21 protein-coding genes and 1 pseudogene are annotated in these 24,731 nt (G+C 74.1%); 18 read left to right on the top strand and 4 right to left on the bottom strand.

Translation table 11 applies throughout. The features are described from left to right. The first annotated feature begins 2 nt into the window (after positions 1-2). The 8 genes from iolC (at position 3) to OG245_RS11890 (ending at position 9,579) form a co-directional block, all read left to right on the top strand. A complete protein-coding gene (gene iolC, locus OG245_RS11925; protein ID WP_371623492.1) occupies positions 3-1,067 on the top strand; it encodes a 5-dehydro-2-deoxygluconokinase in 1,065 nt (354 codons plus the stop codon). Then, on the top strand, positions 1,064-1,975 hold the full coding sequence (locus OG245_RS11920) for a deoxyribose-phosphate aldolase (RefSeq protein ID WP_371623491.1): 912 nt from the start codon (positions 1,064-1,066) through the stop codon (positions 1,973-1,975). The genes iolC and OG245_RS11920 overlap by 4 nt, the downstream gene beginning before the upstream one ends. Then, entirely contained in the window at positions 1,972-2,883 is a 912-nt protein-coding gene (iolB, locus tag OG245_RS11915; RefSeq protein ID WP_371623490.1) for a 5-deoxy-glucuronate isomerase, read from the top strand. The genes OG245_RS11920 and iolB overlap by 4 nt, the downstream gene beginning before the upstream one ends. Next, positions 2,880-4,874, top strand: a complete 1,995-nt coding sequence (iolD, locus tag OG245_RS11910) for a 3D-(3,5/4)-trihydroxycyclohexane-1,2-dione acylhydrolase (decyclizing) (protein WP_371623489.1) — start codon at positions 2,880-2,882, stop codon at positions 4,872-4,874. The genes iolB and iolD overlap by 4 nt, the downstream gene beginning before the upstream one ends. A 57-nt stretch (positions 4,875-4,931) precedes the next feature. Further along, positions 4,932-6,434 carry a CoA-acylating methylmalonate-semialdehyde dehydrogenase gene (gene mmsA, locus OG245_RS11905; protein ID WP_371623488.1) on the top strand — a complete coding sequence of 501 codons (1,503 nt, stop codon included), beginning with the start codon at positions 4,932-4,934 and terminating at the stop codon, positions 6,432-6,434. A 203-nt stretch (positions 6,435-6,637) separates the two neighbouring features. After that, entirely contained in the window at positions 6,638-7,258 is a 621-nt protein-coding gene (locus OG245_RS11900) for a DUF4291 domain-containing protein (protein WP_371623487.1), read from the top strand. A gap of 121 nt (positions 7,259-7,379) precedes the next feature. Then, positions 7,380-8,777 carry a sensor histidine kinase gene (locus tag OG245_RS11895; protein ID WP_371627864.1) on the top strand — a complete coding sequence of 466 codons (1,398 nt, stop codon included), beginning with the start codon at positions 7,380-7,382 and terminating at the stop codon, positions 8,775-8,777. 73 nt (positions 8,778-8,850) lie between these two features. Then, complete coding sequence (locus OG245_RS11890) at positions 8,851-9,579, top strand: response regulator (protein WP_371627863.1); 729 nt, start codon at positions 8,851-8,853, stop codon at positions 9,577-9,579. Between the two features lie 87 nt (positions 9,580-9,666). Here the strand turns inward: OG245_RS11890 and OG245_RS11885 are convergent. Beyond that, positions 9,667-9,885: pseudogene (locus tag OG245_RS11885) on the bottom strand (phosphatase PAP2 family protein); the annotation flags it as partial. Between OG245_RS11885 and OG245_RS11880 the strand changes: the two are divergent. After that, positions 9,794-10,102 carry a hypothetical protein gene (locus OG245_RS11880; protein ID WP_371628102.1) on the top strand — a complete coding sequence of 103 codons (309 nt, stop codon included), beginning with the start codon at positions 9,794-9,796 and terminating at the stop codon, positions 10,100-10,102. The pseudogene OG245_RS11885 and the gene OG245_RS11880 sit on opposite strands and share 92 nt — an antisense overlap. A 252-nt stretch (positions 10,103-10,354) precedes the next feature. On the opposite strand, the gene OG245_RS11875 is transcribed toward OG245_RS11880, so the two are convergent. Then, positions 10,355-10,780, bottom strand: coding sequence for an N-acetyltransferase family protein (locus tag OG245_RS11875; RefSeq protein ID WP_371627862.1), 426 nt, complete (start codon positions 10,778-10,780; stop codon positions 10,355-10,357). Between the two features lie 143 nt (positions 10,781-10,923). On the opposite strand from OG245_RS11875, the gene OG245_RS11870 reads away from it, so the two are divergent. The 4 genes from OG245_RS11870 to OG245_RS11855 all read left to right on the top strand — a co-directional run bounded on the left by OG245_RS11870 (position 10,924) and on the right by OG245_RS11855 (position 16,953). Then, positions 10,924-13,578, top strand: a complete 2,655-nt coding sequence (locus OG245_RS11870) for an alpha/beta fold hydrolase (RefSeq protein WP_371623486.1) — start codon at positions 10,924-10,926, stop codon at positions 13,576-13,578. Beyond that, positions 13,575-14,486 (top strand): ABC transporter permease, encoded by a 912-nt coding sequence (locus OG245_RS11865; protein ID WP_371623485.1) that lies wholly within the window; start codon positions 13,575-13,577, stop codon positions 14,484-14,486. Before OG245_RS11870 ends, OG245_RS11865 begins: the two co-directional genes overlap by 4 nt. Positions 14,487-14,624: 138 nt before the next feature. Further along, entirely contained in the window at positions 14,625-16,316 is a 1,692-nt protein-coding gene (locus tag OG245_RS11860; protein ID WP_371623484.1) for a von Willebrand factor type A domain-containing protein, read from the top strand. Between the two features lie 169 nt (positions 16,317-16,485). After that, positions 16,486-16,953 carry a DUF1772 domain-containing protein gene (locus tag OG245_RS11855; RefSeq protein WP_371623483.1) on the top strand — a complete coding sequence of 156 codons (468 nt, stop codon included), beginning with the start codon at positions 16,486-16,488 and terminating at the stop codon, positions 16,951-16,953. 11 nt (positions 16,954-16,964) lie between these two features. Here the strand turns inward: OG245_RS11855 and OG245_RS11850 are convergent, their stop codons facing one another. Further along, on the bottom strand, positions 16,965-17,549 hold the full coding sequence (locus OG245_RS11850) for an N-acetyltransferase family protein (protein ID WP_371623482.1): 585 nt from the start codon (positions 17,547-17,549) through the stop codon (positions 16,965-16,967). A gap of 258 nt (positions 17,550-17,807) precedes the next feature. Between OG245_RS11850 and OG245_RS11845 the strand changes: the two genes are divergently transcribed. Beyond that, a complete protein-coding gene (locus OG245_RS11845) occupies positions 17,808-19,271 on the top strand; it encodes an FG-GAP and VCBS repeat-containing protein (protein ID WP_371623481.1) in 1,464 nt (487 codons plus the stop codon). Between the two features lie 71 nt (positions 19,272-19,342). Here the strand turns inward: OG245_RS11845 and OG245_RS11840 are convergent, their stop codons facing one another. Continuing rightward, positions 19,343-20,218: a peptidoglycan-binding protein gene (locus OG245_RS11840; RefSeq protein WP_371623480.1), complete on the bottom strand. Its 876-nt coding sequence runs from the start codon at positions 20,216-20,218 to the stop codon at positions 19,343-19,345. A 433-nt stretch (positions 20,219-20,651) separates the two neighbouring features. Between OG245_RS11840 and OG245_RS11835 the strand changes: the two genes are divergently transcribed. The 4 genes from OG245_RS11835 (at position 20,652) to OG245_RS11820 (ending at position 24,618) form a co-directional block, all read left to right on the top strand. Then, positions 20,652-21,827, top strand: coding sequence for a sensor histidine kinase (locus OG245_RS11835; RefSeq protein WP_371623479.1), 1,176 nt, complete (start codon positions 20,652-20,654; stop codon positions 21,825-21,827). 112 nt (positions 21,828-21,939) lie between these two features. Continuing rightward, positions 21,940-22,644, top strand: a complete 705-nt coding sequence (locus OG245_RS11830) for a response regulator (RefSeq protein ID WP_371623478.1) — start codon at positions 21,940-21,942, stop codon at positions 22,642-22,644. 244 nt (positions 22,645-22,888) lie between these two features. After that, positions 22,889-23,833: an ATP-binding cassette domain-containing protein gene (locus tag OG245_RS11825; protein WP_371623477.1), complete on the top strand. Its 945-nt coding sequence runs from the start codon at positions 22,889-22,891 to the stop codon at positions 23,831-23,833. Then, positions 23,830-24,618 (top strand): ABC transporter permease, encoded by a 789-nt coding sequence (locus OG245_RS11820; protein WP_371623476.1) that lies wholly within the window; start codon positions 23,830-23,832, stop codon positions 24,616-24,618. The genes OG245_RS11825 and OG245_RS11820 overlap by 4 nt, the downstream gene beginning before the upstream one ends. Positions 24,619-24,731: the final 113 nt, after the last annotated feature.

Here is a 24,731-nt window from a genome sequence, read left to right as displayed (position 1 = left end):
GCATGCCTGAGCCGTACGACGTGATCACCATGGGGCGGATCGGGGTGGACCTCTACCCGCTGGAGGTCGGGGTGCCGCTCGCCCGGGTCGAGACGTTCGGCAAGTTCCTCGGCGGCTCCCCGGCGAACGTCGCGGTGGCGGCGGCCCGGCTGGGGCGGCGGACGGCCGTGATCACCCGGACCGGGGACGATCCCTTCGGCGCCTATCTCCACCAGGAGCTGGAGCGGTTCGGGGTGGACGACCGGTGGGTGACGCCCGTGCCGGAGTACCCGACTCCGGTCACCTTCTGCGAGATCTTTCCGCCGGACGATTTCCCGCTCTACTTCTACCGGCAGCCCAAGGCCCCCGATCTGGAGATCCACGCGCCGGACCTCGACCTGGACGCGGTGCGCGACGCCCGGATCTTCTGGATGACGGGCACCGGACTCAGCGCCGAGCCGAGCCGCTCCGCCACCCTGGCCGCCCTCGCGGCGCGCGGCGCCCGCCCCACCGAAGCCCGCCCGGCCGACACCCACCCGGCCGGTGTGCCGCGTAGGGCGACCGTCTTCGACCTCGACTGGCGGCCCATGTTCTGGGACGGCGGCGACGACAGCTCCGAGGCTCCGGCGCGGTACCGCGAAGCGCTGGCCCATGCCACGGTCGCCGTCGGCAACGTCGACGAATGCGCCATCGCGACCGGCGAACGCGAACCGTACGCCGCCGCCCGTGCCCTGCTCGCGGCCGGAGTGGAGCTGGCCGTCGTCAAACAGGGCCCGAAGGGCGTGCTCGCCGTCCACCGCGACGGCACCACCGCCGACTGCCCGCCGCTCCCGGTGGACGTGGTCAACGGACTCGGCGCGGGCGACGCGTTCGGGGGCGCCCTCTGCCACGGACTGCTCGCCGGGTGGCCCCTCGGCCGCCTCGTGCGGTACGCGAACGCGGCCGGCGCCATCGTCGCCTCCCGGCTCGCCTGCTCGTCCGCGATGCCGTCTCCGGGCGAGGTCGAGGAAGCCCTCGCGGCCGGAGCCGTGCCGGCCGCCCCGGTCACTCCGGCGGCCCCCGGCGCCCCGGCCGGAGCGGGCTCATGACGCCACTGGCGCCCTCCCTCTCCGAACTGGTGCGGCTGCGCGCCGAGCGCCCCGAAGCCGTCGCCGAGGCCGCCGCGCGACGGAAGCGGCGGCGGCTGATCCGGCACCCCGGAGACCGGTTGATGATCATCGCGGCCGACCACCCCGCGCGCGGGGCACTCGCCGTCGGAGACCGGTCGCTCGCCATGGCCAACCGCTTCGAGCTGCTGGAGCGGCTCTGCCTCGCCCTCTCCCGCCCCGGGGTCGACGGAGTGCTCGCCTCCGCCGACGTCCTGGACGACCTCCTCCTGCTGGGAGCCCTGGAGGACAAGGTCGTGATGGGCTCGATGAACCGCGGCGGGCTGGCCGGCGCCGCGTTCGAGCTCGACGACCGGTTCACCGGCTACCGCCCCGACGACCTGGTCCGCCACGGGTTCGACGCGGGGAAGCTGCTGCTGCGCATCGACCACGACGATCCCGGTTCGCTGGACACCCTGCACACCGCCGCCCGGACCGTCGACGCGATGGCGGCGCACCGGCTGCCCGTCTTCGTCGAGCCGTTCCTCTGCCGCCGCGTCGACGGCCGGCTGCGCAACGATCTCGGCGCCGCCGCCGTGGCGACCTCCATCGCCATCGCGTCGGGCCTCGCCGGGACGTCCGCGTACACCTGGCTGAAGGTCCCCGTCACCGACGCCCCCGACGCCATGGCCCGGGCGATGGAGTCCTCCACCCTGCCCGCCGTCCTGCTCGGCGGCGAGGTCGGCGGCGACCAGGACGCCGCGTACGGGAAATGGCGCGACGCGCTGCGGCTGCCCACCGTGCGGGGGCTGGTCGTGGGGCGCTCGCTGCTCTACCCGGTCGACGGGGACGTGGCGCGCGCCGTAGACACCGCCGTATCGCTGCTCGGCACGGGTAGGGAAGGGGCATGACGACGCATCATCCCCAGGAGCGGGACCATCGGTACCACCTGCCGGCCGGCAGCGTCGCGCGCGGGGCGTACGCCGTCGACATCGACCCCGAGCGGGCCGGCTGGGACCGTTCGGCCCTGCGGGTGCTGGAGCTGGAACCGGGAGGTGTTCACACGCTCGACACCGGCGGTAGTGAATGGATCGTCCTGCCGTTGGCCGGTGCATGTACGGTGCGTACAGCAGGCGGGACCTTTGAACTGCTGGGCCGGGAGAGCGTGTTCAGCGGGGTCTCCGACTTCGCCTACGTACCGCGCGACTCCCACGCACAGATCGCCTCCGGCGCAGGTGGCCGCTTCGCCCTGGCAGGAGCGAAGTGCGAGCGACGACTCCCCGCTCGCTACGGCCCCGCGCCGGAGGTACCCGTCGAGCTGCGCGGCTCCGGGACCTGCTCGCGCCAGGTGAACAACTTCGCCGCCGCCGACACCTTCGACTGCGACCGGCTGATCGCCGTCGAGGTGCTCACCCCCGGCGGCAACTGGTCCTCGTACCCGCCCCACAAGCACGACGAGCACGTGCCGGGCGAGGAGTGCGAACTGGAGGAGATCTACTACTTCGAGGTCGCGGACGGCGGGGTCGGCTACCACCGGGTCTCCCCGTCGCGCGACGGCGGTACGGACGTCCTCGCCGAAGTGCGCGGCGGCGACGCCGTCCTCATCCCCGACGGCTGGCACGGCCCGTCCATCGCCCCGCCCTGCCGGACCCTCTACTACCTGAACGTGATGGCCGGGCCGGGGGAGGAGCGCGCCTGGCTGATCCGCGACCATCCCGACCACCGATGGATCCGCGACACCTGGCGGGACGAGTCGATCGACGCCAGACTCCCGCTGTACACGGCGCATCCGTCGCCCGGCCCGGAGGTAACGCCTTGAGCCCGACGAGTCCCGCGCACGCGACGCCTCCCGCGAACCCCCACGGTCCGACCCGGCGGCTGACCACCGCCCAGGCCCTGGTCGCCTTCCTGGCCCGGCAGTACACCGAGCGCGACGGCCGTCGACAGCGGCTCATCAGCGCCACCTGGGGCATCTTCGGGCACGGCAACGTCGCGGGCATCGGCCAGGCACTCGTCGAGGCGGGCGGCGGCCGGAGCGGCGGCGGCGACGGGAACGGCAGCGCCGGCAACGGACTCGCGCACCGTATGCCCTACCTCCAGGGCCGCAACGAACAGGCCATGGTGCACGCGGCCGTCGGGTACGCCCGTCAGTCCGGGCGGCTCTCGGCCCACGCGGTGACCACGTCCATCGGCCCGGGGGCCACCAACCTCGTCACCGGGGCCGCCCTCGCCACGATCAACCGCCTGCCGGTCCTCCTCCTGCCCGGCGACACCTTCGCGACCCGGCCCGCCGACCCCGTACTGCAACAGCTCGAAGTCCCCTACGCCGGTGACGTGTCCGTCAACGACTGTCTGCGCCCGGTCTCGCGCTACTTCGACCGGATCACCCGGCCCGAGGCGCTGATCCCGGCCGCGTTGCAGGCGATGCGCGTCCTCGCCGACCCCGCCGAGACCGGCGCCGTCACGCTCGCGCTGCCGCAGGACGTGCAGGCGGAGGCGTACGACTGGCCGCAGGAGTTCTTCGCCGAGCGCGACTGGCACGTCCGCAGGCCCGCCCCCGACGCGCACGGACTGGAAGCCGCCGTACGCGCGGTGCGCTCCGCCCGCCGCCCGCTGATCGTCGCCGGCGGCGGGGTCCGGCACAGCGCCGCCGAGGAGACGCTCGCCGCGTTCACCGCCGCGACCCGCATCCCGGTCGCCACCACCCAGGCGGGCAAGGGCGCGCTCCGCCACGACCACCCGGCCGACGTCGGCGGCATCGGCCACACCGGCACCGCCACCGCCGACGGACTGGCCCGCACCGCCGACCTGGTGATCGGCGTCGGCACCCGCTTCTCCGACTTCACCACCGCCTCCGGCACGCTCTTCGCCGACCCGGCCGTCCGCTTCCTCCACCTCAACATCACCGGATTCGACGCCCACAAGCTCGCCGCCCTCCCCCTGGTCGCCGACGCCCGCACCGGCCTGGAGGCGCTCACGGCGGCGCTCGCCGGACGCGGCTACCGGGTCGACCCGGCGTACGAGACGGAGTACACCGGCGCGAAGGAAGCGTGGGAGGAACGGGTCGAGGCGTCCTTCGCCACCCCCGACCCCACCGCGCGCCCCACCCAGGCCCAGGTCCTCGGCCTCCTGGACGACCTGGTCACCGAGGACGACATCCTCGTCAACGCCGCGGGCTCCCTCCCCGGCGACCTGCACAAGCTCTGGCGCACCCGCTCCCGCGACCAGTACCACGTCGAGTACGGCTACTCCTGCATGGGCTACGAGATCCCCGCCGCGATCGGCGTCCTGCTCGCCACCGAAGGGCGCACCCCGCGCCGCCCCGTCTGGGCCCTGGTCGGCGACGGCACGTACCTGATGAACCCCACCGAGATCGTCACCGCCGTCCAGGAGAACCTGCCGCTGAAACTGCTGATCCTCCAGAACCACGGATACGCCTCCATCGGCGGCCTCTCCGAGTCGGTCGGCGCCGAGCGCTTCGGCACGGCCTACCGCCACCGGGACGCCGACGGCGGCTTCACCGGCCCGCCGCTCCCGGTCGACCTGGCCGCCAACGCGGCCTCCCTCGGCCTGCGCGTCCTGCGCGCCACCACCGTCGACGACCTGCGCAAAGCACTCTCCGAGGCCCGTGACGCCCAGGGCCCCACTTGTGTCTACGTCGAGACCGAAACGCCCGACACAGTGTCGGGCCCCCCTCCGGCACAGGCGTGGTGGGATGTTCCGGTAGCCGAGACCGCGAGCCGACCGGCGGCGGTCGAGGCCCGGGAGGAGTACGACCGGCAGGTCGCCGCCCGACGCCGCCACCTGTGAAGACTGCCTGAACCCGCTCGAACTGCCTGGGCGGCCAGAAGCCTGAAGGAGTACGTCATGACGAAGACCGTCAACCACTGGATCGGCGGCAGGACAGTGGAGGGCACGTCGGGCCAGTACGGTCCCGTCACGGACCCGGCCACCGGCGCCGTCACCACGCGGGTCGCGCTCGCCTCCGTGGAGGAGGTCGACGCGGCCGTGGCGGCGGCCAAGGCCGCCTACGCGACGTGGGGCACCTCCTCGCTCGCCCAGCGCACCACCGTCCTCTTCCGCTACCGCGCGCTGCTCGACGCCCACCGCGACGACATCGCCGCGCTGATCACCGCCGAGCACGGCAAGGTGCACTCGGACGCGCTGGGCGAGGTCGCCCGCGGTCTGGAGATCGTCGAGCTGGCCTGCGGGATCACCACCCAGCTCAAGGGCGAGCTGTCCACCCAGGTGTCCAACCGGGTCGACGTCTCCTCGATCCGCCAGTCCCTGGGCGTCGTCGCGGGCATCACGCCGTTCAACTTCCCGGCCATGGTGCCGATGTGGATGTTCCCGCTGGCCGTCGCCTGCGGCAACACGTTCGTGCTGAAGCCCAGCGAGAAGGACCCCTCGGCCGCCAACCTGCTGGCCGAGCTGGCGTCGGAGGCCGGCCTTCCGGACGGCGTCCTCAACGTCCTGCACGGCGACAAGGTCGCGGTCGACGGTCTGCTGAACCACCCGGACGTGGCCGCCGTCTCCTTCGTCGGCTCCACCCCCATCGCCCGCTACATCCACGCCACCGCCTCCGCCAACGGCAAGCGGGTCCAGGCGCTGGGCGGCGCGAAGAACCACATGCTCGTCCTCCCGGACGCCGACCTGGACGCGGCCGCCGACGCGGCGGTCTCGGCGGCGTACGGCTCCGCCGGTGAGCGCTGCATGGCGATCTCCGCCGTCGTCGCGGTCGGCGCGATCGGCGACGAACTGGTCGCGAAGATCCGCGAGCGCGCCGAGAAGATCACGATCGGCCCCGGCAACGACCCCGCCTCCGAGATGGGTCCCCTGATCACCGCCGCCCACCGCGACAAGGTCGCCTCCTACGTCACGGGCGCCGCCGCCCAGGGCGCGGAGGTCGTGCTCGACGGCACGGGCCACACGGTCGAGGGCTTCGAGGACGGCCACTGGATCGGCCTGTCGCTCCTGGACCGGGTCTCCACCGACTCCGACGCGTACCGGGACGAGATCTTCGGCCCGGTGCTGTGCGTGCTCCGCGTGGACACCTACGAGGACGGCGTCGCCCTCATGAACGCCTCGCCGTTCGGCAACGGCACCGCGATCTTCACCCGCGACGGCGGCGCGGCCCGCCGCTTCCAGCTGGAGGTCGAGGCCGGCATGGTCGGCGTCAACGTCCCGATCCCGGTCCCCGTGGGCTACCACTCCTTCGGCGGCTGGAAGGACTCGCTCTTCGGCGACCACCACATCTACGGCAACGACGGCGTGCACTTCTACACGCGCGGCAAGGTCGTCACCACCCGCTGGCCCGACCCGGCCGACGCCCCGGCGGGCGTCGACCTCGGCTTCCCGCGCAACCACTGAAAGCCCTTCGGGCCGAGCGGTCCACCACCGCCTCCGGCCGGCCGGCGCGGGGAACACACGCCCCGCTCCGGCCGGCCGGCGGCAGCATCGGAACCCGGAACGTCGCAGGGCGTTCGGCGCCCGCCGGAGAACGGCGCCCCGGACCCGCCCCGCCCCGTGAAATCCAGGTGCTGGACCGCGGGCACCTCCCGCATCCTGTGACCATGAACGCCCCGCCCCTCCCGCCCCGTTACGAGATCCGCGCCCGGCAGACCGCCACCACCGTCACCGTCTACCAGGCGTACCGCCCGGACATCGGGCTGCCCGCCGCACGCGACGGCCGGTTCCCCGACGTCTGGAAGCGGGACCGGATGACCTGGATCAAGCCCAGCTTCCTGTGGATGATGTACCGCTGCGGCTGGGGCACGAAGGAGGGGCAGGAGGTCGTCCTCGCCGTCGAGATCGACCGGGGCGGCCTGCGATGGGCCCTCGCGCACGCCGAACTCTCCCACTACGCACGCGATGTGCACCCCGACCAGCGCTCCTGGCAGCGGAGCCTGCGTACGGCACCCGCCCGGGTCCAGTGGGACCCCGAGCGGGACCTCGACCTGAACCCGCTCCCGTACCGCTCCCTCCAGCTCGGGCTCGGCGGTGAGGCCGCCCGGCGGTACGCGGACGAGTGGACCGTGTCCGTCCGCGACGTCACCCCGCTCGCGCGCGAGGTGCGCGCGGCGGTCCGGGCGGGGGAGCGGGAGCGGGCCGCCGCCCTGCTGCCGGTGGAGACGCCGCTCGACCTGGCCGCGCCCCGGCCGGTGCGGGACGGCTGCCGGGCGCCGGACCTGTGACTTTCGGCAGTGCCGGAAGGCCTCCGCTCTCCGTAGCCTTTCCGTCGTGAACAGCCATGACCCCGTGAACAGGACCGCTCGTGGCCCCGGCTCCAGGTGGGCGGACCCGGGGGGCCTGCTGGTGCCCGCCGCGGCGGCGTTCGGCGCGCTGAGCCTGGTCGGTTGGTGGTGGGGTCTGCCGACCGCGGTCGCCGCGTTCGTCGCGGGGCGGGGCCCCGGGCGCGGGAGAACGCTGGTCCTGGTGCTGGCCGGGGCGTTCGTGGCAGGGGCGGTGGCGGTGGCCGTCATGCCGTCCCTGCTCGCTCTCGGGACGCAGTTCGTGGCGGTGGTCGTCCTCGCCGTGCTGGTGCCCTGGTTCGTGGGGCGGTTCTCACGTCAGTACCGGGAGTTGGTCCGGGCCGGCTGGGAGAGAGCCGAACAGCTGGAGCGGGAGAGGCAGTTGATCGCCGAGCAGGCGAGGCTGCTGGAGCGGGCGCGGATCGCCCGGGACATGCACGACGTGCTGGGCCACGACCTCAGCCTGATCGCCCTGTCGGCCGGGGCCCTGAAGCTGGCGCCCGGTCTGGACGAGCGGAACCGGCAGGCCGCCCAGGACATCCGGGGCAGGGCCGGTGCGGCGGTGGAACGCCTCGGAGAGGTGATCGGCGTCCTCCGCGAGGAGAGCGAAGGCCCGCCGCAGGGACCGCGGGACTCCGACATCCCCCGGCTCGTCGGTGACGCGGCAGCCTCCGGGCTCGCCGTCGAGCTGACCGTGGGCGGGCAGGGGGCCGGCCTTCCGCCCGCCGTCGAACGCGCCGCGCACAGGGTCGTGCAGGAAGGCCTGACCAACGCGGCCAAGCACGCGCCCGGCCGGCCCGTGAGCGTCGAGGTCTCGCACACGGCGACCGAGACCCGGGTGGCGGTCCGCAACGGAGGCCCGGGGACACCGCCGGCCGGGTTCCCGGCCGACCCGCCCGCCGGGGACCGGAGCCGTGGACGCGCCGGGCACGGGGGCCGCGGCCTCATCGGGCTGGACGAGCGGGTCCGGCTCGCCGGCGGCACCCTCGACCACGGCCCCCGGGACGGGGGCTTCACCGTCGCCGCCCGGCTGCCGCACCACGCTCCCGCGCAGCCCGCGCCCCGGCCCGCCGCCGGAGCGACTCCCGGGCCGGCGGGATTCCGGCGGGCCCGGTGGCGTGTCCGCCGCACCCTGCTCATCGCGCTGGCGGTGCCGCCGACCGCGGGTGCGGTGCTGCTCGCCGGGGTCGGGACGTGGGAGACGGTGGCCGCCTCCCGGTCCGTTCTCGACCCGCGCGACTACGCCCGCCTGCGGGTGGGGCAGGATCGGTCCGACATACAGAAGGTGCTGCCGGACCGGCAGTCGGTGGAGCGGCCGACGGGCACCGGGCCGGAGGGACGAGGGGCGACGTGCGAGTTCTACGCGATGACGGCCGACCGCTTCGACGACCGGTCCGGAGACGTCTACCGGCTCTGCTTCCGGGACGGCAGGCTGGTCTCCCGCGACGCGCTGACACCGTGAGCGCCCGATGACCCGGCCGGACACGACGCCGGCTCCGGTGGAGGCGGCTCCGGCGGACATGACCTCGGCGGACATGATCCCGGTGGGCGCGGACCCGGTGGGCGCGGACCCGGCCGGGACGATCCGGGTCCTGGTCGCCGACGACGAGCCCATGATCCGTGCCGGTGTTCGCGCCGTGCTCGCCACCGACCCGGGCATCGAGGTCGTCGCCGAGGCGGCCGACGGGCACGAGGCGGTGGAGCTGGTCCGGGCGCACCGCCCGCACGTGGCCGTCCTCGACGTGCGGATGCCGAGGACCAACGGCATCGAGGCAGCCGCCGAGATCCGCCGCACCCTGCCCGCCACCGGCGTCGTCATGCTGACCACGTTCGGCGAGGACGACTACATCCTGCGGGCGCTGGGCTGCGGGGCGGCCGGATTCCTGATCAAGTCCGGCGAGCCCGAGGAGCTCGTGGCCGGGGTGCGGGCCGTGGCCGAGGGCGCCGCCTATCTGTCACCGAAGGTCGCCGCCCGCGTGGTGGCGCACCTCGCGTCCACCGGGGCCGGGGCCCTGGCCGGCCGGCGGGACGCGGCCCGGGAGCGGGTCGCCGGGCTGACGCCCAGGGAGCGCGAAGTGCTGTCGCACCTCGGCGGCGGGCTGTCCAACGGGCAGATCGCCCGGCGGCTGCACCTGGTCGAGGGCACGGTCAAGGCGCACGTCAGCTCCGTCCTGGCCCGCCTCGGCGTCGACAACCGGGCCGCGGCCGCCGTCGTCGCCCACGAGGCCGGGATCCTGCCCCCACCATCGGCCGAGCAGCGCTGAGACGAGCAGACCGGCGGGACGGACCAGCACGAGGAGCACCGCGGTGACGACCGCCCCGCCGAGCACCGCCCCGGCGACCACGTCGTGCGGGTAGTGGACCCCCAGCAGGACCCGCAGCAGCGCCGCCGCCACGGCCAACGGCAGCGTCACGGCGGCCAGTCGGGGCCGCCGCACCGCCAGCCCGACCGCGAGGGCGGCGGCCAGGGTGGCGTGGTTGCTCGGGAACGACCAGTCGCCCGGCTCGGGACACGCGGCGACCGCCCGGGCGCCGTCCACCGCCCGGCACGGGCGCTCCTCGTCGACGATCAGCTTCAGCGCCTCGCTGACGGCGTACGCCACGACCGTCCCGGCGCCGATGAGCACGGCGCCGGCCACCGCGCCCGCGTCCCTCCGGCGTACCGCCGCCCAGCAGAGCGCGAGCAGCAGCAGCCCGAGAACGATCAGCGTGGCCTCGGAGGACAGCTCCAGCAGGTGCCCCAGCCACCCCGGACCGTCCCCGACCGCCTCCGTCAGCCACCGGTAGGCGGATACGGAAGCCCCCTGCGTGACCTCGGTCGGGCCGGGGCGTCCCAGGCCCCCGGGCGACAGCGTCCCGATCACGACGGCTGCCGACGCCAGCAGTGCGGCCGATCCGAACAGCCTTACCGGCCAGTGGTGTTGATGTGTGTGCTTTGCCATACGGCGAACGTACGGAGCCACGACGTCCCGGCGCGGGGGCCGAACGGCAGGAGCGGCCCCCGACGAACGTCGGGGTTGACGCCCGGGAGCACCCCGCCTACTGCGCGGCACCCTCCCCGAACTCCCACGTCAGCATCGTGAACCCGCCGTCGTCCCCCGCCCCCGCCGACCGGTACGTCGCGAGCGCCGCCTCGTTGCCGTCCTCCACGCCGACCCACAGGTCGTAGCACCCCCGCTCCCGGGCGAGGTCCACGAGCGGCGGCGTCAGGGCCCTGCCGATGCCCCGGCGGCGGAACGGGTCGTCGACGGCGAGTTCGTACAGGCACATCTCCGTGCCCTTGTCCGGGTGCAGCATCTCGATGCCCGTGACGAAGCCGGCCGGGACGCCGTCCACGTACGCGATCAGCAGCACATGACCGTCCGCCGCGAGGAAGCGGGCGGCCCGGTCCTCACGGGGCGGTGCGTCGTAGAGGTGGGCGGCGGACAGGAGTTCCGTGACGGTCGTAGCGCGGCGAATGTCCACCATGGCCTCCCGGGGCAAGGGGTCTGAAGGCATTCTGTACCGCGTCCGCAGTACGGCGGGGGCGCACCGTACCTCTCAGGGAGGCCGCCCGCCTCCCCCCGGGGGCACGCAACCGGTTTGCATCCTCCGCTTAGGGTCGGGGGATGGAGACCCCTACTGCTCGATGGCGGCGCCTGCTGCCCCGCACCCCTGGCCGGTGGGCCGCGGTCGGCGCCGCGCTCGCCGTGCTCGTGGGCGGCGGCACCTGGACCGCCGTCGCCGATGACGGCACGCCCGCCGTGCAGCGCGAGGACCGGACGCTGCGCGTGGACGGGGTGCCGATCGACACCTCGTACTTCCACGCCGAAGGCTCCGGCAAGCGGCCCGCCGTGCTCATCGGACACGGCTTCGGCGGCAGCAAGAACGACGTACGGGCCCAGGCCGAGAAGCTGGCCGCCGACGGGTACGCCGTGCTGACCTGGTCGGCGCGCGGCTTCGGCAAGTCCGGCGGGGAGATCACCCTCAACGACCCGGACCACGAGGTCAGGGACGTCTCCCGGCTCATCGACTGGCTCGCGGAGCGGCCCGAGGTGCAGCTCGACGAGAAGGGCGACCCCCGGGTCGGCCTCACCGGCGCCTCCTACGGCGGGGCCGTCTCCCTGCTCGCCGCCGGGCACGACGAGCGGGTCGACGCCATCGCGCCCGTGATCACCTACTGGAACCTCGCCGACGCCCTCTTCCCCGACGGGGTCTTCAAGAAGCTCTGGGCCGGGATCTTCATCACCACCGGCGGCGGCTGCGAGAAGTTCGAGAAGCGGCTCTGCGAGATGTACGAGCGGGTCGCCGTCAGCGGCAAGCCCGACGCCGCGGCGATCGACCTCCTCACCGAGCGTTCGCCGTCCGCCGTCGCCGACCGCATCAAGGTCCCCTCGCTCCTCCTCCAGGGGCAGTCCGACTCCCTCTTCCCGCTCGGCCAGGCCGACGCCATGCAGAAGGCCATCAGCGCCAACGGCGCCCCCGTCTCCGTCGACTGGATCGCGGGCGGGCACGACGGCGGCGACAACGAGACCGGGCGGATCGAGGGCCGGGTCGGCTCCTGGTTCGACCGCTATCTCAAGGAGGACACCGGCGCCGGCACCGGGCCCGCCTTCCGCGTCACCCGCACCGGAGGCGTCGACTCCACCGACGGCGCCGCCCTCCTGCGCGGCGCGAGCGGCGACACCTATCCGGGGCTGCGCAGCGGCGGCCGGGACATCGCGCTCGGCGGCGGGACGACGACCTTCCGCAACCCGGCCGGCGCCGCACCGCCCGCCATCTCCGCCGTGCCCGGCGTCGGCGGCGGACTCGCCCAGCTCTCCTCCCTCGGCGTCGGGCTCTCGCTCGACTTCCCCGGACAGTTCGCCCGCTTCGAGTCCGCCCCGCTGGACACCTCCGTACGCGTCACCGGCACGCCCACCGTGAAGGTGAACGTGACGGCCGACGGCGACCGGGACGCGGTGCTCTTCGGCAAGGTGTACGACGTGTCGCCGGACGGCAGGCAGCAGGTGCTGCCCCACCAGCTCGTCGCCCCCTACCGCATCACCCCCGACCAGCAGGGCAAGCCGGTCGAGCTGGCGCTGCCCGCCGTGGACCACGAGTTCGACGCCGGACACCGGATGCGGCTGGTGTTCTCCGCCACCGACCTCGGCTACGCCTCCCCGGCCGAGCCCGCCACGTACACCGTCACCGCGGACGGACCGCTGACCGTCCCCACCGCGCCCGCCGTGAAGACCGCGGCGGCCACCCTCCCGTGGTGGACCTGGGGCCTCCCGGCCGCCGCCCTCGTCATCGCGGCCGGCCTCCTGCTCACCGCCCGCCGCCGGACCGCGACGCCCGCGCCGGACCCCGCGCTCACCGACGTACCGCTCCAGATCACCGGCCTCTCGAAGAAGTACGCCAAGGCGGTCGACCGCTACGCCGTGCGCGAGCTGTCCTTCCGCGTCGAGAAGGGCCAGGTCCTCGGGCTCCTGGGACCCAACGGCGCGGGCAAGACGACGACCCTGCGCATGCTCATGGGGCTCATCACCCCCGACGAGGGCGAGATCCGCGTCTTCGGGCAGGCCATCCGGCCGGGCGCGCCGGTGCTGTCCCGGGTCGGGGCGTTCGTGGAGGGGGCCGGGTTCCTGCCCCACCTCTCCGGCCGCGCCAACCTCGACCTCTACTGGCAGGCCACCGGCCGTCCCGCCGAGGACGCGCACATCGAGGAGGCCCTGGAGATCGCCGGGCTCGGCGACGCGCTCGCCCGTGCGGTGCGGACGTACTCCCAGGGCATGCGGCAGCGGCTCGCCATCGCCCAGGCCATGCTCGGCATGCCGGACCTCCTCATCCTCGACGAGCCGACCAACGGGCTCGACCCGCCGCAGATCCGCGAGATGCGGGACGTGATGATCCGGTACGCGGCCGGCGGCCGGACCGTCATCGTCTCCAGCCACCTCCTCTCCGAGGTCGAGCAGTCCTGCACCCACCTCGTCGTCATGGACCGGGGCCGGCTCGTCCAGGCCGGGCCCGTCGCCGAGATCACCGGATCCGGCGACATGATCCTGGTGACCACATCGGACGAGGTGTCCGAGCCGCTGGCGGAGAAGGTCGCCGCCCTGCCCGGCATCGGCTCCGCCGTCCGCACCGACGACGGGCGCGGGCTCCTCGTCCGCCTCGACGGGGCCACCACCTCCCGGCTCGTCGCCGACCTCGTCCGGCTCGACCTCCCGGTCACCGGCGTCGGACCGCACCGCCGCCTGGAGGACGCCTTCCTCACCCTCATCTCCGGAGGAGCAGCATGAGCGCCCCCGTACAGCCCCCCGAGGCCCGGGTGGAGACCGAACACCCGGAGGCCCCCGGCTACCGCGCCGGGCGCACCCTTCCCCTCCGCGTCGAGGCCATGCGGCAGTTGCGCAGGCGGCGCACCCTGCTGATGGGCGGCATCCTCGCAGCCCTCCCGTTCATCCTGATCATCGCCTTCGCGATCGGCGGCACGCCGGACGGCGAGGACGGTGGGGGCGGGGGCCGGGGCGGCGGCCGGATCAACCTGATGGACGTGGCGACCGAGTCCGCCGCGAACTTCGCCGCCACCTCGCTGTTCGTCTCGGCCGGATTCCTGCTGGTGGTGCCGGTGGCCCTGTTCTGCGGGGACACCGTCGCCTCCGAGGCGAGCTGGTCCTCGCTGCGCTACCTGCTCGCCGCGCCCGTGCCGCGCGTGCGACTGCTGTGGTCCAAGCTCGTCGTCGCGCTCGGCTTCAGCCTGGCCGCGATGGTGCTGCTGCCGCTCGTCGCCCTGGTGGCGGGCACCGCGGCCTACGGATGGGGGCCGCTGAAACTGCCCACCGGGGGAGCGCTGTCGGCCGGGGAAACGGTGCCCCGCCTCGCGATCGTCGTGGCGTTCATCTTCGTCTCCCAACTGGTCACCGCGGGCCTGGCGTTCTGGCTGTCGACGAAGACGGACGCCCCGCTCGGCGCGGTCGGCGGCGCGGTGGGCCTCACCATCGTCGGCAACGTGCTCGACGCGGTCACCGCTCTCGGCTCCTGGCGCGACTTCCTGCCCGCGCACTGGCAGTTCGCCTGGGCCGACGCCCTCCAGCCGCAGTTGGAGTGGGGCGGCATGATCAAGGGCACGGCCGTATCAGTGACCTATGCCCTGATCCTGTTCGCGCTGGCCTTCCGCGGGTTCAGTCGTAAGGACATCGTGTCCTGAACCTGATGTTCCGCCGGTTTCCCGCCCGCTGTTGCCGCATCGAGATGGTTCCGCAACGCTTTCGTCGACTCCGGCCGGCGACCCCGTACGTCACATTCACAGATGTCGAGGACACCGTGACGACGTGGGGGGTTACACATGCAGCAGGCAAGCCGGCGACATGAGCAGCGGGCGGGGGGCCGGGCGGAGGGCAGGGCGGGAGTCCGGGCCGGGGGCCGGGCGGGAGCCGTGGCGCTCCTGCTGGCGGGCGCCATGGTCCTCACCGCGTGCGGCAGCGGCGACAGCGCCTCGGACGGCCGGCGCGGCCTGGCCTCGGACACGCGGGGCGGTCAGGGGTCGACCGGCGGCGGACAGCCCGCGCCGGACGCGGTGGCGCCCGAGAAGGGCCGGTCGGCCGCGCCGACGGGCGAGTCCGGGGACGAGGCCGAGCCGGACGCCGCGCGGCCCGACTACCTCTCCACCTTCGCCCTGGACGTGGACACCGCCAGCTACGGCTACGCGCGCCGCACCCTCGGTGACGGCATGATGCCCTCGCCGGAGGAGGTACGCCCCGAGGAGTTCGTCAACAGCTTCCGCCAGGGGTACGAACGGCCGAAGGGCCCCGGCTTCACGGTGAACGTCGACGGGGCGCGCATCGGCTCCGGGAAGGGCGGGGGCGGTGGAACCGGAGCCTCCGACTGGTCGCTGCTCCGTGTCGGCCTGGCCACCCGGGCCGCCCCGTCGACCGCTGAACGGCCACCCGCGGCCCTCACGTTCGTCGTCGACATCTCGGGGTCCATGGCCGAGACCGGCCGCCTGGACCTGGTCAGGAAGTCGCTGGCCATCCTCGCCGACGAACTGCGCGACGACGACTCCCTCTCCCTGGTCACCTTCAGCGACGAGGCCGAGACCCGGCTGCCGATGACCCGCCTCAGGGGAAACCGGAACCGGATCAAGAACGTGGTGGAGAAGATGCGGCCGGACCAGTCCACCAATGTCGAGGCGGGCATCACCCGCGGATACGAGGAGTCGGTCGAGGGCCACCGCAAGGGCGCCACCAACCGGGTCGTGCTCCTCTCCGACGCGCTGGCCAACACCGGCGACACCGACGCCGAGGGGATCCTGAAGAAGATCGACTCCACCCGTCGGGAGTACGGCATCACCCTCTTCGGCGTCGGCGTCGGCAGCGACTACGGCGACGCGTTCATGGAGCGCCTCACCAACAAGGGCGACGGGAACACCACGTACGTCGGTGACGAGGCACAGGCCCGCAAGGTCTTCGTCGACCAGCTGCCCGCCCACCTGGAGATCCGGGCCCGCGACGCCAAGGCCCAGGTGGCGTTCGACCGGAAGACCGTGAAGCAGTTCCGGCTGATCGGCTACGAGAACCGCAAGGTCGCCGACGAGGACTTCCGCGACGACGGCGTCGACGGCGGCGAGGTCGGCCCCGGCCACACGGTGACCGCTCTGTACGCCGTACGGCTGCGCGAGGGCGCGTCCGGCACCGTGGCCAGGGCCACCGTGCGCTGGCTCGACCCCAAGACCCGCGAGGCCCGGGAGGAGACCGGAACCGCGACGACCGGGGCGATCGACGGAGCGCTGTGGGGCGGCGCGGGCGAACGGCTCCAAGTTGCTGCCGTCGCCGCCTACTTCGCCGACCGCCTGCGGGGCGGCGACCTGCCCGGCGCGCCCGGCCTCGGCGAACTCGCCTCGCGGGCCGCCGGGCTGGCGGAGGCGACCGAGGACAGCTCCGTCACGAAGCTGGCCGAGGCCATCGGTCAGGCGGACCGGATCGTGGGCGGATCGGGACCGGACGACGAGCCGGAACCGGACGAGGGCGAGATCGGCTGAGGAGGAGCGGCCGGGGAGACCGACCCGGGCGGTTCGACTCGGGCGGACGGACCTCGGCGGTTCGACCTGGCTGGCTCGGCCCGGGTGTTCGACCTGGACGGTTCGACCCGGGCCGAAACGATTCGCACGGTCATTCGAAAATGCGCCCTGCGAACCGTTGCTCCAGGCCATGATGTCCGCCATGACCTCCCTCCTCCTGGTGCTCGCCACGATCGTCAACGGCCTCTACGCGGGGTTCATGCTGAGCTTCCTGATCGCGATCATGCCCGGACTCGCCGACCTGACGGACGAGCAGTTCACGACGGCCATGCGCCGCTTCAACGAGAAGGTCCCCGGCCCGGTCTTCCTGGTCCTGTTCCTCGGCGTCGTCGCGCTGCCCGCCGCCGCGTTCTTCACCGGCCTCGGTGAGCGCGGCGGGGCGGCGGGGCCCGCCGTCCTCGGCGCGCTGATCTGCGCGGTCGCCGGTCATCTGGTGACCGTGGTCGGGAACATCCCGCTCAACAACGCCCTCGCCGCCTCCGAGGGCGGCGACGACAGCGCGGCCCGCGCGGCCTTCGAACCCCGCTGGAACACCCTCCACCAGGTGCGCACCGCCTTCGCGCTCGCGGCGTGCGCTCTGCTGGCCGTCGCGCTCTAGTACGGGGGCTGTCAGCCCTTCGCCTCCGCCTCCGCCTCGGCCTCCGCCCGGCGCGGATGGCGGGGGCCGAGCAGCACCACGAGAGCGGCCGCGCCGGGCACGGGCGCGTCGACCCGCCGCCAGCCCGCCCGCTCGTACAGGCGCAGCGCCGGCTCGGCCCGCACGGAGGTCAGCAGCCAGCAACGCCCGTCCGGCGCGGCCCCCGTCACCGTGTGCAGCAGCGCCGCGCCGAGCCCCCTGCCGTGCGCCCGAGGCGCCACCGCCAGCTCGTTCACCTCCAGCGCGCCGCAGAGCCACGCCCGCGTCCGCACTGGCCCGAGGGCCTCGGTGACCTGCCCGTAGCTGCGGTCCGCCGGAAAGACCTCCGGGGTGGTCCAGGCCGTGGCGAATCCGGTCACCGTCCCCCCGGCCGTCGCCACCGCCGCCGTGAACCCGGGCCGGAGCGCGTCCCGCGCGAGCCGCTCCCCATAGCTGTCGGCCTGCGCCGGATCCTCGTTCCAGGGCGGGGCCGCGAACGCCCGCGCGTACACGTCGCGGATCCCCTCGGCGTACCGGTTCAGCTCACCGGCCCCCACCGTTCGCACCTCGGCCGTCATCGCACCGTCCCTCGGAGTTCGTCGGTGATCCACCGTCGGACCACCGTGGCGCCACCGGCGCGCGAGGAAACCCTAAGGGGCTGAACTGCCGTGCCGAGCACAACCCTTCGCCCGGTACGCCCGTCTGAAGGGGTGCGAGTGGCCACTCGATCCCACCCATTTCCGACTCGGGCGTGCACGCCACGGCGCAACGGGGACAGCGCTTTCCGGCCGTCCCGTAACGCCGTCGCGGTGAACGTTCCGGCAGAAGGAGTCCCTGTGACATCCCGAGCACTCGGTACCGGTGTCGTCCTGGCCGTGACCCTGGCCACCGCGATCGTCGCCCTGCCCGCCGCCGCCCGGCCCGCGCCGGCCCCCGACCCCCACGGCCCCCGCGCCGACTTCAACGGCGACGGCTATCCGGACCTGGCGTTCGCCGCGCCGGGCGCGACCGTCAAGGGGTTCAAGGGCGCCGGATACGTCGGCGTGGCCTACGGCTCCCGCAACGGGGTCAAGGACTCCGCGAAGCGGGTCTTCACCCAGGCCTCGGCGGGAGTCCCCGGTGCCCCGGAGGCCGGTGACGCCTTCGGCGGCGCGGTCGCCTCCGCCGATCTCGACCAGGACGGATACGCGGACCTGGTCGTCGGTTCGCCCGGCGAGAAGACCGGAGCGGCCGTCGCGGGCGGCGGCGTGACCGTCCTGTGGGGCGGGCCGGGCGGCCTGGCCGGCGGGGCGACCCTGCTGACCGGCGAGGAGTACAACGGCCTCGGCCGGTGGCTGGCCGTCGGCGACTTCGACGGCGACGGCGCCCCGGACCTCGTCGGCGCCGGGCACATCGCCCTGCACGCGCTCAGCGGCCCCTTCACCCGCGACGGCGTCGCGGCGGCGGCCACCGAGATCCCGAACGCCGACGACCGGCGGTACCTCGACGTGGCCGCGGGCGACCTGAACGGCGACGGCCGCGACGATCTCGCCGTCCTCGCCAACGACGGCGACGAGTACGACGCCCGGCGCATCATGACGGGCTTCGGCGGCCCGGCCGGGCTCGGCCCGGACCTCACCTCCGTCAAGGGGAAGGACGGCTACAACCTGGAGGGCGGCGAGCACCTCGCCGTCGGCAACGTGAACAACGACCGGTACGCCGACCTCGCCGTCGGGCGCGCCGTCGACGGCTACGACAGCGACCTGGACCTGCCGCTCGCCAAGGGCGGCATGCTCACCTACGTACCGGGGAGCGCGACCGGCCCGCAGGGCACCAAGGCCGTCGTGCTCAACCAGGACTCGCCCGGCGTCCCCGGCGCCGCCGAGCACGACGACGGCTTCGGCGCGTCCGTCGCCATCGGGGACACCGACGGCGACGGCTACGGCGAGATCGCGGTGGGCGTCCCCGGAGAGGACCAGGGCACCGTCGCCTCGGCGGGCGGCCTCGTCGTCCTCCCCGGCACCGCCACCGGCCCCACGGGCAAGGGGAGCTACGGCTTCAACCAGGGCACGCCGGACGTCGTCGGGGCCGTGGAGAAGGACGACCGCTTCGGCGGCGCGGCGGCCCTGCGCGACCTCAACGGCGACGGCCGCACCGAACTGGCCGTGGGCGCCCCCGGCGAGAACGCGGGCGAGGGCTCCCTGTGGGTGTTCCCGGCCATCGGCTCCGGCCTCGTGGCCAAGGGCTCGTTCAGCTTCGGCCACGGGACGCTCGGCACGGTGGCCACGAAGGCGGGCCTGGGCAGCGGCTTCAACCGCTGACCACTCCGGCTCCTTCGCCCCGGGCTCCTTCCCCTCCGGGTGGAGAGGGGAAGGAGCCGGACGCGCCGCCGTCACACGTTGGGCACCTTGAGCCGGTCCCAACTGCTCTTGCCGGGAACGCCGTCCGCGTCGCCGCCCGTGTAGCCCAGCTTGCGCTGCCAGGCGGCGTACGACTTCCGGTCGGCCTCGGACCAGGCCGGGCCGGGGCCCACCGTGTACCGTCCGCAGCCCTCGGACACCAGCCGCTTGCCCATCGCCGTGACGACCGCGCTGTTGCGGCCGACCTTGAAGAACGCGGCCCCGGGGAACGGCTCGTACGTCGGCTTCGGCGGCGGATCGGAGGGCCCGTCCGGGGAGGCGTCCAGCCGCTTGCCGATCCGCGCGCGCATCGCGTTCATGGTGAACCCGCGCGGATCGACCTTGCCCGGCTGCCACTCCAGGTGCCCGATCACCGACCGCTGCGACCAGCCGTGCGCCCGGCAGACGGCGGCGGCGGCGCGCTCGATCGCCAGCAGCTGGGCCGCCGGCCAGGGATCCTTGCCGTCGCCGAGGTTGACGCATTCGAAGCCGTAGAAGTGCCGGTTGCCGTCGGTGTTGGCCTCGTTGTCCGGGGGCAGCGCCTTCTCCGCGACGACGGCGCGCAGGACGTCGTCGTCGCCGAGCCCGGCGTGGTTGGCCCGTCCGTTGCCCACGAGGTGGACGGACCCGTCCTTGGAGATGACCCCGTGGCAGAGCGGGCCGGGCAGGGCGGAGTGGCCGTTGTAGCAGAGTTCGACCGAGGAGGCGGTGCCCGAGGTGACGGTGTGATGGATCATCACGCCGTGCGTCGGCCCCCAGGGACCCTTGTGGTTCCGGTTGTTGGTACGCCAACTCCGGTGCTCGACGACGTGGAGGCCTTCGTCGCGGAGGGCTTTGAGCAGCCTGGCTGCAGACAGCGGGGTCGCCATCGCGGCGCTCCTTTCCCTGATGGTGCGTAGTTCACGCGGGCGCTTCGGTGTGCGGTCGGCGGGACCGGCGGACGGACGACGGCGCGGAGCCGCGTACACCCGCCGGGTGAGGGGGACGGTCGGGAGCGCCCTGCGGCGGGGATTCCGCCTTCGGGCCCACCTGATCGATTTGCCCGCTCCCACCCCCTGCCGAACGTCCTGCCGGACGGAAGGTTGCGCCGCGCCCGAACTGCTGCCCGACGGGTACGGCGCCGAGCCCTTCGGCACCGTGCCCCGCGTCACCGGCCGCGCTGCCGCCGTGACCCCGCCACGCCCCCGCCACGCGCCCGCGCCACGACCTTCCCGCCGCCCTGCCCCGTACGGCCGGGCGCGGACCGGTGTACTCCCGCTGTCGTATGCGGCCGGACGCCCCGCCTCCTACCGTGAGGGGGTGATGACCTTCGAGCGCCTGGCCGCCCGTGCGCGGGCTCTGCCGCCGATCGTCGTGGATCTGCTGGTGGTGGCCGTGGTGGGGGTGCTCACCACCGCCGACGCGGCCGTCAACGAGCCCGGCTACCGCCAGGCCGACGCGCTGACCTGGGCCCTCCTCGTGGTCTCCCTGGCGGCGCTCGTCCTCCGCCGGCGTCGGCCCGTTCCGGTGGTCTGGGTGACCGGGGCGGCCTGCGCCGGGTGGGCGCTGCACGGGCACATCGGCGAACTGCTGAACCTCCCGGTGATCGTCGCGCTGTACACGGTCGCGGTGCTCGGCGACCGCCGGCGCACCCTGTGGACCGGGGTGATCGCCGCGACGCTCTCGGGCGCGGTGGCGCTGAAGATCGGCCGGGACGTGGTCAACCCGCAGGGGCTGCCCGTCCTGGAGATGGTCTGGCCGCTCGTCCCGCTGCTCCTGGGCGAGGTGGTGCGCACCCGTAGGGAACTGCTGGCGGAGTACGCTGCGCGCGCCGCGCGGGCCGAGGAGGACCGCGAGCGGGAGGCCGCCCGCCGGGTCCGCCAGGAGCGGGCGCGGGTCGCCCGGGAGATCCACGACATCCTCGCGCACACGGTGAGCGCGATGACCGTGCAGGCCGGGGTGGCGCTGGACGCGCTGGACGCCGCGCCGGAGGTTGCGCGGCAGGCGATGACGCAGGTGCGCGCCTCCGGCAAGGAAGCCGTACGGGAACTGCGCGCCACGCTGTCCGTCCTGCGCGCGGCGGAGTCCACGGCTCCGGCTCCCCGCCTCGCCCAGCTGGACGAACTGGTCGCGGGGGTCGAGGCGGGCGGGGTACGGGTCAGCCTGCGGCGGGACACGGGGGACGCCGCCCTGCCCGCGGTCGTCGAGGCCACGGCGTACCGGATCGTGCAGGAGGCGCTGACCAACGTGGTGAAGCACTCCGCCGCGCGGCACACCGCGGTGTCGGTGACCCGCGACGCCACCCGGCTAACCGTCGAGGTCGTGGACGACGGCCCCCCGGCGCAGCCTCCCACCGCCCCGCCCGACGGCCGGGGCTTCGGCCTGATCGGCATGCGGGAGCGCGCGGTCGCGGTGGGCGGTGGCGTCACGTACGGTCCGGTGCCGGGCGGCGGCTTCCGCGTCCGCGCCGAACTGCCGACGGAGGGAACGGCCTCATGAACGGGACGCTGTACGGGGACCGGGGGAGCGGCCTCATGAACGGGACGCTGTACGGGAGCCGGGGGAACGGCCTCATGAACGGGACGCTGTACGGGACCCGGGGAGCGGCCCCGTGAACGGGCGGCTGGAGGGCGCTGCGGGGGCGCGGGGGACCGTCCGTGTGGTCCTCGCCGACGACCAGACGGTCGTACGGGCCGGATTCCGCGCCCTGCTCGACCTCACCGACGACCTGGTCGTCGTCGCGGAGGCCGCCGACGGGGCCCGGGCCGTCGAGGCGGTCCGGACGACCCGCCCGGACGTCGTGCTGATGGACATCCGGATGCCCGGCGTCGACGGCCTGGAGGCCACCCGCCGGATCGCCGAGGACCGCTCCCTCGACCGGGTCCGCGTCGTCGTGCTCACCACGTACCAGGTCGACGCGTACGTCTTCGAGGCCCTGAGGCACGGCGCCGCGGGCTTTCTGCTGAAGGACATCGAGCCGGACGACCTGCGCGCCGCGATCCGCACGGTCGCGGCGGGCCGGAGCCTGCTCGCCCCCGCCGTCACCCGTCAGGTGATCGAGGAGTTCGCCCGTCTGAAGGCCCCGGAGGCGGCGGGCGCCGAACGGCTCGCCGTGCTCACCGGCCGGGAGCGAGAGGTGATGGCGCTCGTTGCCGCGGGACTGTCCAACGAGGAGATCGGCAAGGCGCTGATCATGAGCCCGCTGACCGCGAAGACCCATGTCAGCCGGACCATGACGAAGCTCGGCGCCCGCGACCGGGCCCAGCTGGTGGTCCTCGCCTACGAAACGGGCCTGGTCAGGGCGGGAGAACGCTAAGGGCTGTCCCGTCATCTGGCGGGCGCGCGACGACAGCTACGGCGCCTCGCCGCGTTGTCGGAACATCCCCGTACATCCCGTATGCGGACGTCCCTCCGCCGTGCGACGCACCGCATCCGACGCCGCACGCTGATCCACCAGGGATGACGGGACAGCCCTTGGGGCGTGCCCTACTCCGGCGGGAGCAGGAGGCGACTCCCGCCGGAGGATTCGCCATCGGCCCCCCGCTCCTAGCGTCGGCCGCATGATCCAAGCAACGGAACTCACCAAACGCTACGGCGGGCGAACCGCCGTCGACCGGCTGTCGTTCACGGTGCGGCCGGGCCGGGTGACCGGCTTCCTCGGCCCGAACGGCGCCGGCAAATCGACCACCATGCGCCTGATCCTGGGGCTCGACTCCGCGAGCGCGGGGCGCGTCACCGTGGGCGGCAGGGCCTACGCGGACCTGCCCGTACCGCTGCGGGCGGTCGGCTCCCTGCTCGACGCCAAGGGCGTCCACGGCGGCCGCTCCGCCTACCACCACCTGGCCGGGCTCGCCGCGAGCAACGGCATCCCGCGCCGCCGTGTCGAGGAGGTGCTGGACCAGGTCGGCCTCCCCCTGGAGACGGCCCGCAGGCGCACCAAGGGGTTCTCGCTCGGCATGGGCCGGCGGCTGGGCATCGCGGCGGCACTGATCGGGGACCCGGAGGTGCTGATCCTCGACGAACCGGTCAACGGCCTGGACACCGAGGGCATCCGCTGGATCCGCGACCTCATGAAGTCCCTGGCCGCGGAGGGCCGCACGGTCTTCCTCTCCAGCCACCTCATGAGCGAGATGGAACGGACGGCCGACCACCTCATCGTGATCGGACGGGGCCGGCTCATCGCGGACACGACGATGCGCGACTTCATCGAGACCAACTCCCGCGCGCACACCCTCGTCAGGTCACCCGAACCGGAACGGCTGCGCACCCTGCTGGAAGCGGCCGGAGCGCGCGTACGGCTGGACGCCCGGGGCGGCTGGCGGGTCGACGGACCCGACGCCCCGGCCATCGGCGACCTGGCCCGGGAGCACGGGGTCGCCGTCCACGAACTCACCCCGGCCCACTCCTCCTTGGAGGAGGTCTACACGTCGCTCTCGCGGTCCTCGGTGGAGTACCGGGCCGAGGACAGGAGCCCGTCGACGCCCCGGAAGGAGACAGCCCGATGACCACGACCACGCTCGCCCTTCCCGCCACCCGCACGGACCGGACCGGCTTCCGGGAGGCCCTCGCCCACGAGTGGATCAAGTTCCGCAGCGTGCGCTCCACGGTGTGGACGACCGTGGCCACCGCCGTACTGCCGGTGGTCGGCGCGGTGTTCATCGCCGCCGGCGGGAGCCTGCAACCCGACGACACCGTCCTCGGCGGCAGTCTCACGCTCACCGTCGTCGCCCAGATGCTGGCCGCGGTCGTCGGGGCGCTCGTCGCCTCGGGGGAGTACAGCAGCGGCACCATCCGCACGACGTTCGCCGCCTGCCCCCGCCGGGGCACGGTCCTCGCCGCCAAGGCCACGCTGGTGGCGGGCGTGGTGTACCTCCTCGCCCTGGCCTCCTGCACGGCCGCCTACCTCGTCGGGGACGCCATGCTGCCGGAGGGCCGGTACGCCCAGGGCGAGCCGCTGCCCGCCCTGTTCGGCATCGCCGCGTCCTTCGCGGTGGCCGCCGTGCTGGGCCTCGCCGTCGGCGCCCTCGTACGCCACTCCGCCGGCGCCGTCACCACGGTCATCGGCCTCCTGATCCTGCCGTCCCTGTCCGGCCCCCTCTTCGGCGACGCCGAACGCTGGATCGCCGGCCTCTCCCCGACGGCCGCCCTGGAGAAGCTCACCCAGACCTCGGACGCGGCGGCCGACGCGGTGGGCAGCCTGGGCGCCTGGCCCTCCCTGCTCCTGGTCGCCGCCGGCACGACGGCGCTCACGCTCGGGGCCCTGGCACTGCTCCGGCGCCGGGACGCGTGAGGCAGCGGGATGGTGAGGCGGCGGGACGCGTGAGGGGCAGAAGGCATGGGAGGCGGGACGCATGAGGGGGCAGAACGCTGTTTACGCCGTCATGACGCCCCGCTCGCTAGCGT

Source organism: Streptomyces sp. NBC_01116 (genome assembly GCF_041435495.1).
GTDB lineage: Bacteria > Actinomycetota > Actinomycetes > Streptomycetales > Streptomycetaceae > Streptomyces.
The sequence above is the reverse complement of the archived record's forward strand: the minus strand, read 5'-3'. Positions and strand labels throughout refer to the sequence as shown.

What these genes read in the sequence shown, in the direction of transcription:
- iolC (WP_371623492.1), top strand. Translation starts at nt 3, where the DNA reads ATGCCTGAGCCGTACGACGTGATCACCATGGGGCGGATCGGGGTGGAC.
- OG245_RS11920 (WP_371623491.1), top strand. Translation starts at nt 1,064, where the DNA reads ATGACGCCACTGGCGCCCTCCCTCTCCGAACTGGTGCGGCTGCGCGCC.
- iolB (WP_371623490.1), top strand. Translation starts at nt 1,972, where the DNA reads ATGACGACGCATCATCCCCAGGAGCGGGACCATCGGTACCACCTGCCG.
- mmsA (WP_371623488.1), top strand. Translation starts at nt 4,932, where the DNA reads ATGACGAAGACCGTCAACCACTGGATCGGCGGCAGGACAGTGGAGGGC.
- OG245_RS11900 (WP_371623487.1), top strand. Translation starts at nt 6,638, where the DNA reads ATGAACGCCCCGCCCCTCCCGCCCCGTTACGAGATCCGCGCCCGGCAG.
- OG245_RS11890 (WP_371627863.1), top strand. Translation starts at nt 8,851, where the DNA reads ATGATCCCGGTGGGCGCGGACCCGGTGGGCGCGGACCCGGCCGGGACG.
- OG245_RS11870 (WP_371623486.1), top strand. Translation starts at nt 10,924, where the DNA reads ATGGAGACCCCTACTGCTCGATGGCGGCGCCTGCTGCCCCGCACCCCT.
- OG245_RS11865 (WP_371623485.1), top strand. Translation starts at nt 13,575, where the DNA reads ATGAGCGCCCCCGTACAGCCCCCCGAGGCCCGGGTGGAGACCGAACAC.
- OG245_RS11860 (WP_371623484.1), top strand. Translation starts at nt 14,625, where the DNA reads ATGCAGCAGGCAAGCCGGCGACATGAGCAGCGGGCGGGGGGCCGGGCG.
- OG245_RS11855 (WP_371623483.1), top strand. Translation starts at nt 16,486, where the DNA reads ATGATGTCCGCCATGACCTCCCTCCTCCTGGTGCTCGCCACGATCGTC.
- OG245_RS11850 (WP_371623482.1), bottom strand. Translation starts at nt 17,549, where the DNA reads ATGACGGCCGAGGTGCGAACGGTGGGGGCCGGTGAGCTGAACCGGTAC.
- OG245_RS11840 (WP_371623480.1), bottom strand. Translation starts at nt 20,218, where the DNA reads ATGGCGACCCCGCTGTCTGCAGCCAGGCTGCTCAAAGCCCTCCGCGAC.
- OG245_RS11835 (WP_371623479.1), top strand. Translation starts at nt 20,652, where the DNA reads ATGACCTTCGAGCGCCTGGCCGCCCGTGCGCGGGCTCTGCCGCCGATC.
- OG245_RS11825 (WP_371623477.1), top strand. Translation starts at nt 22,889, where the DNA reads ATGATCCAAGCAACGGAACTCACCAAACGCTACGGCGGGCGAACCGCC.
- OG245_RS11820 (WP_371623476.1), top strand. Translation starts at nt 23,830, where the DNA reads ATGACCACGACCACGCTCGCCCTTCCCGCCACCCGCACGGACCGGACC.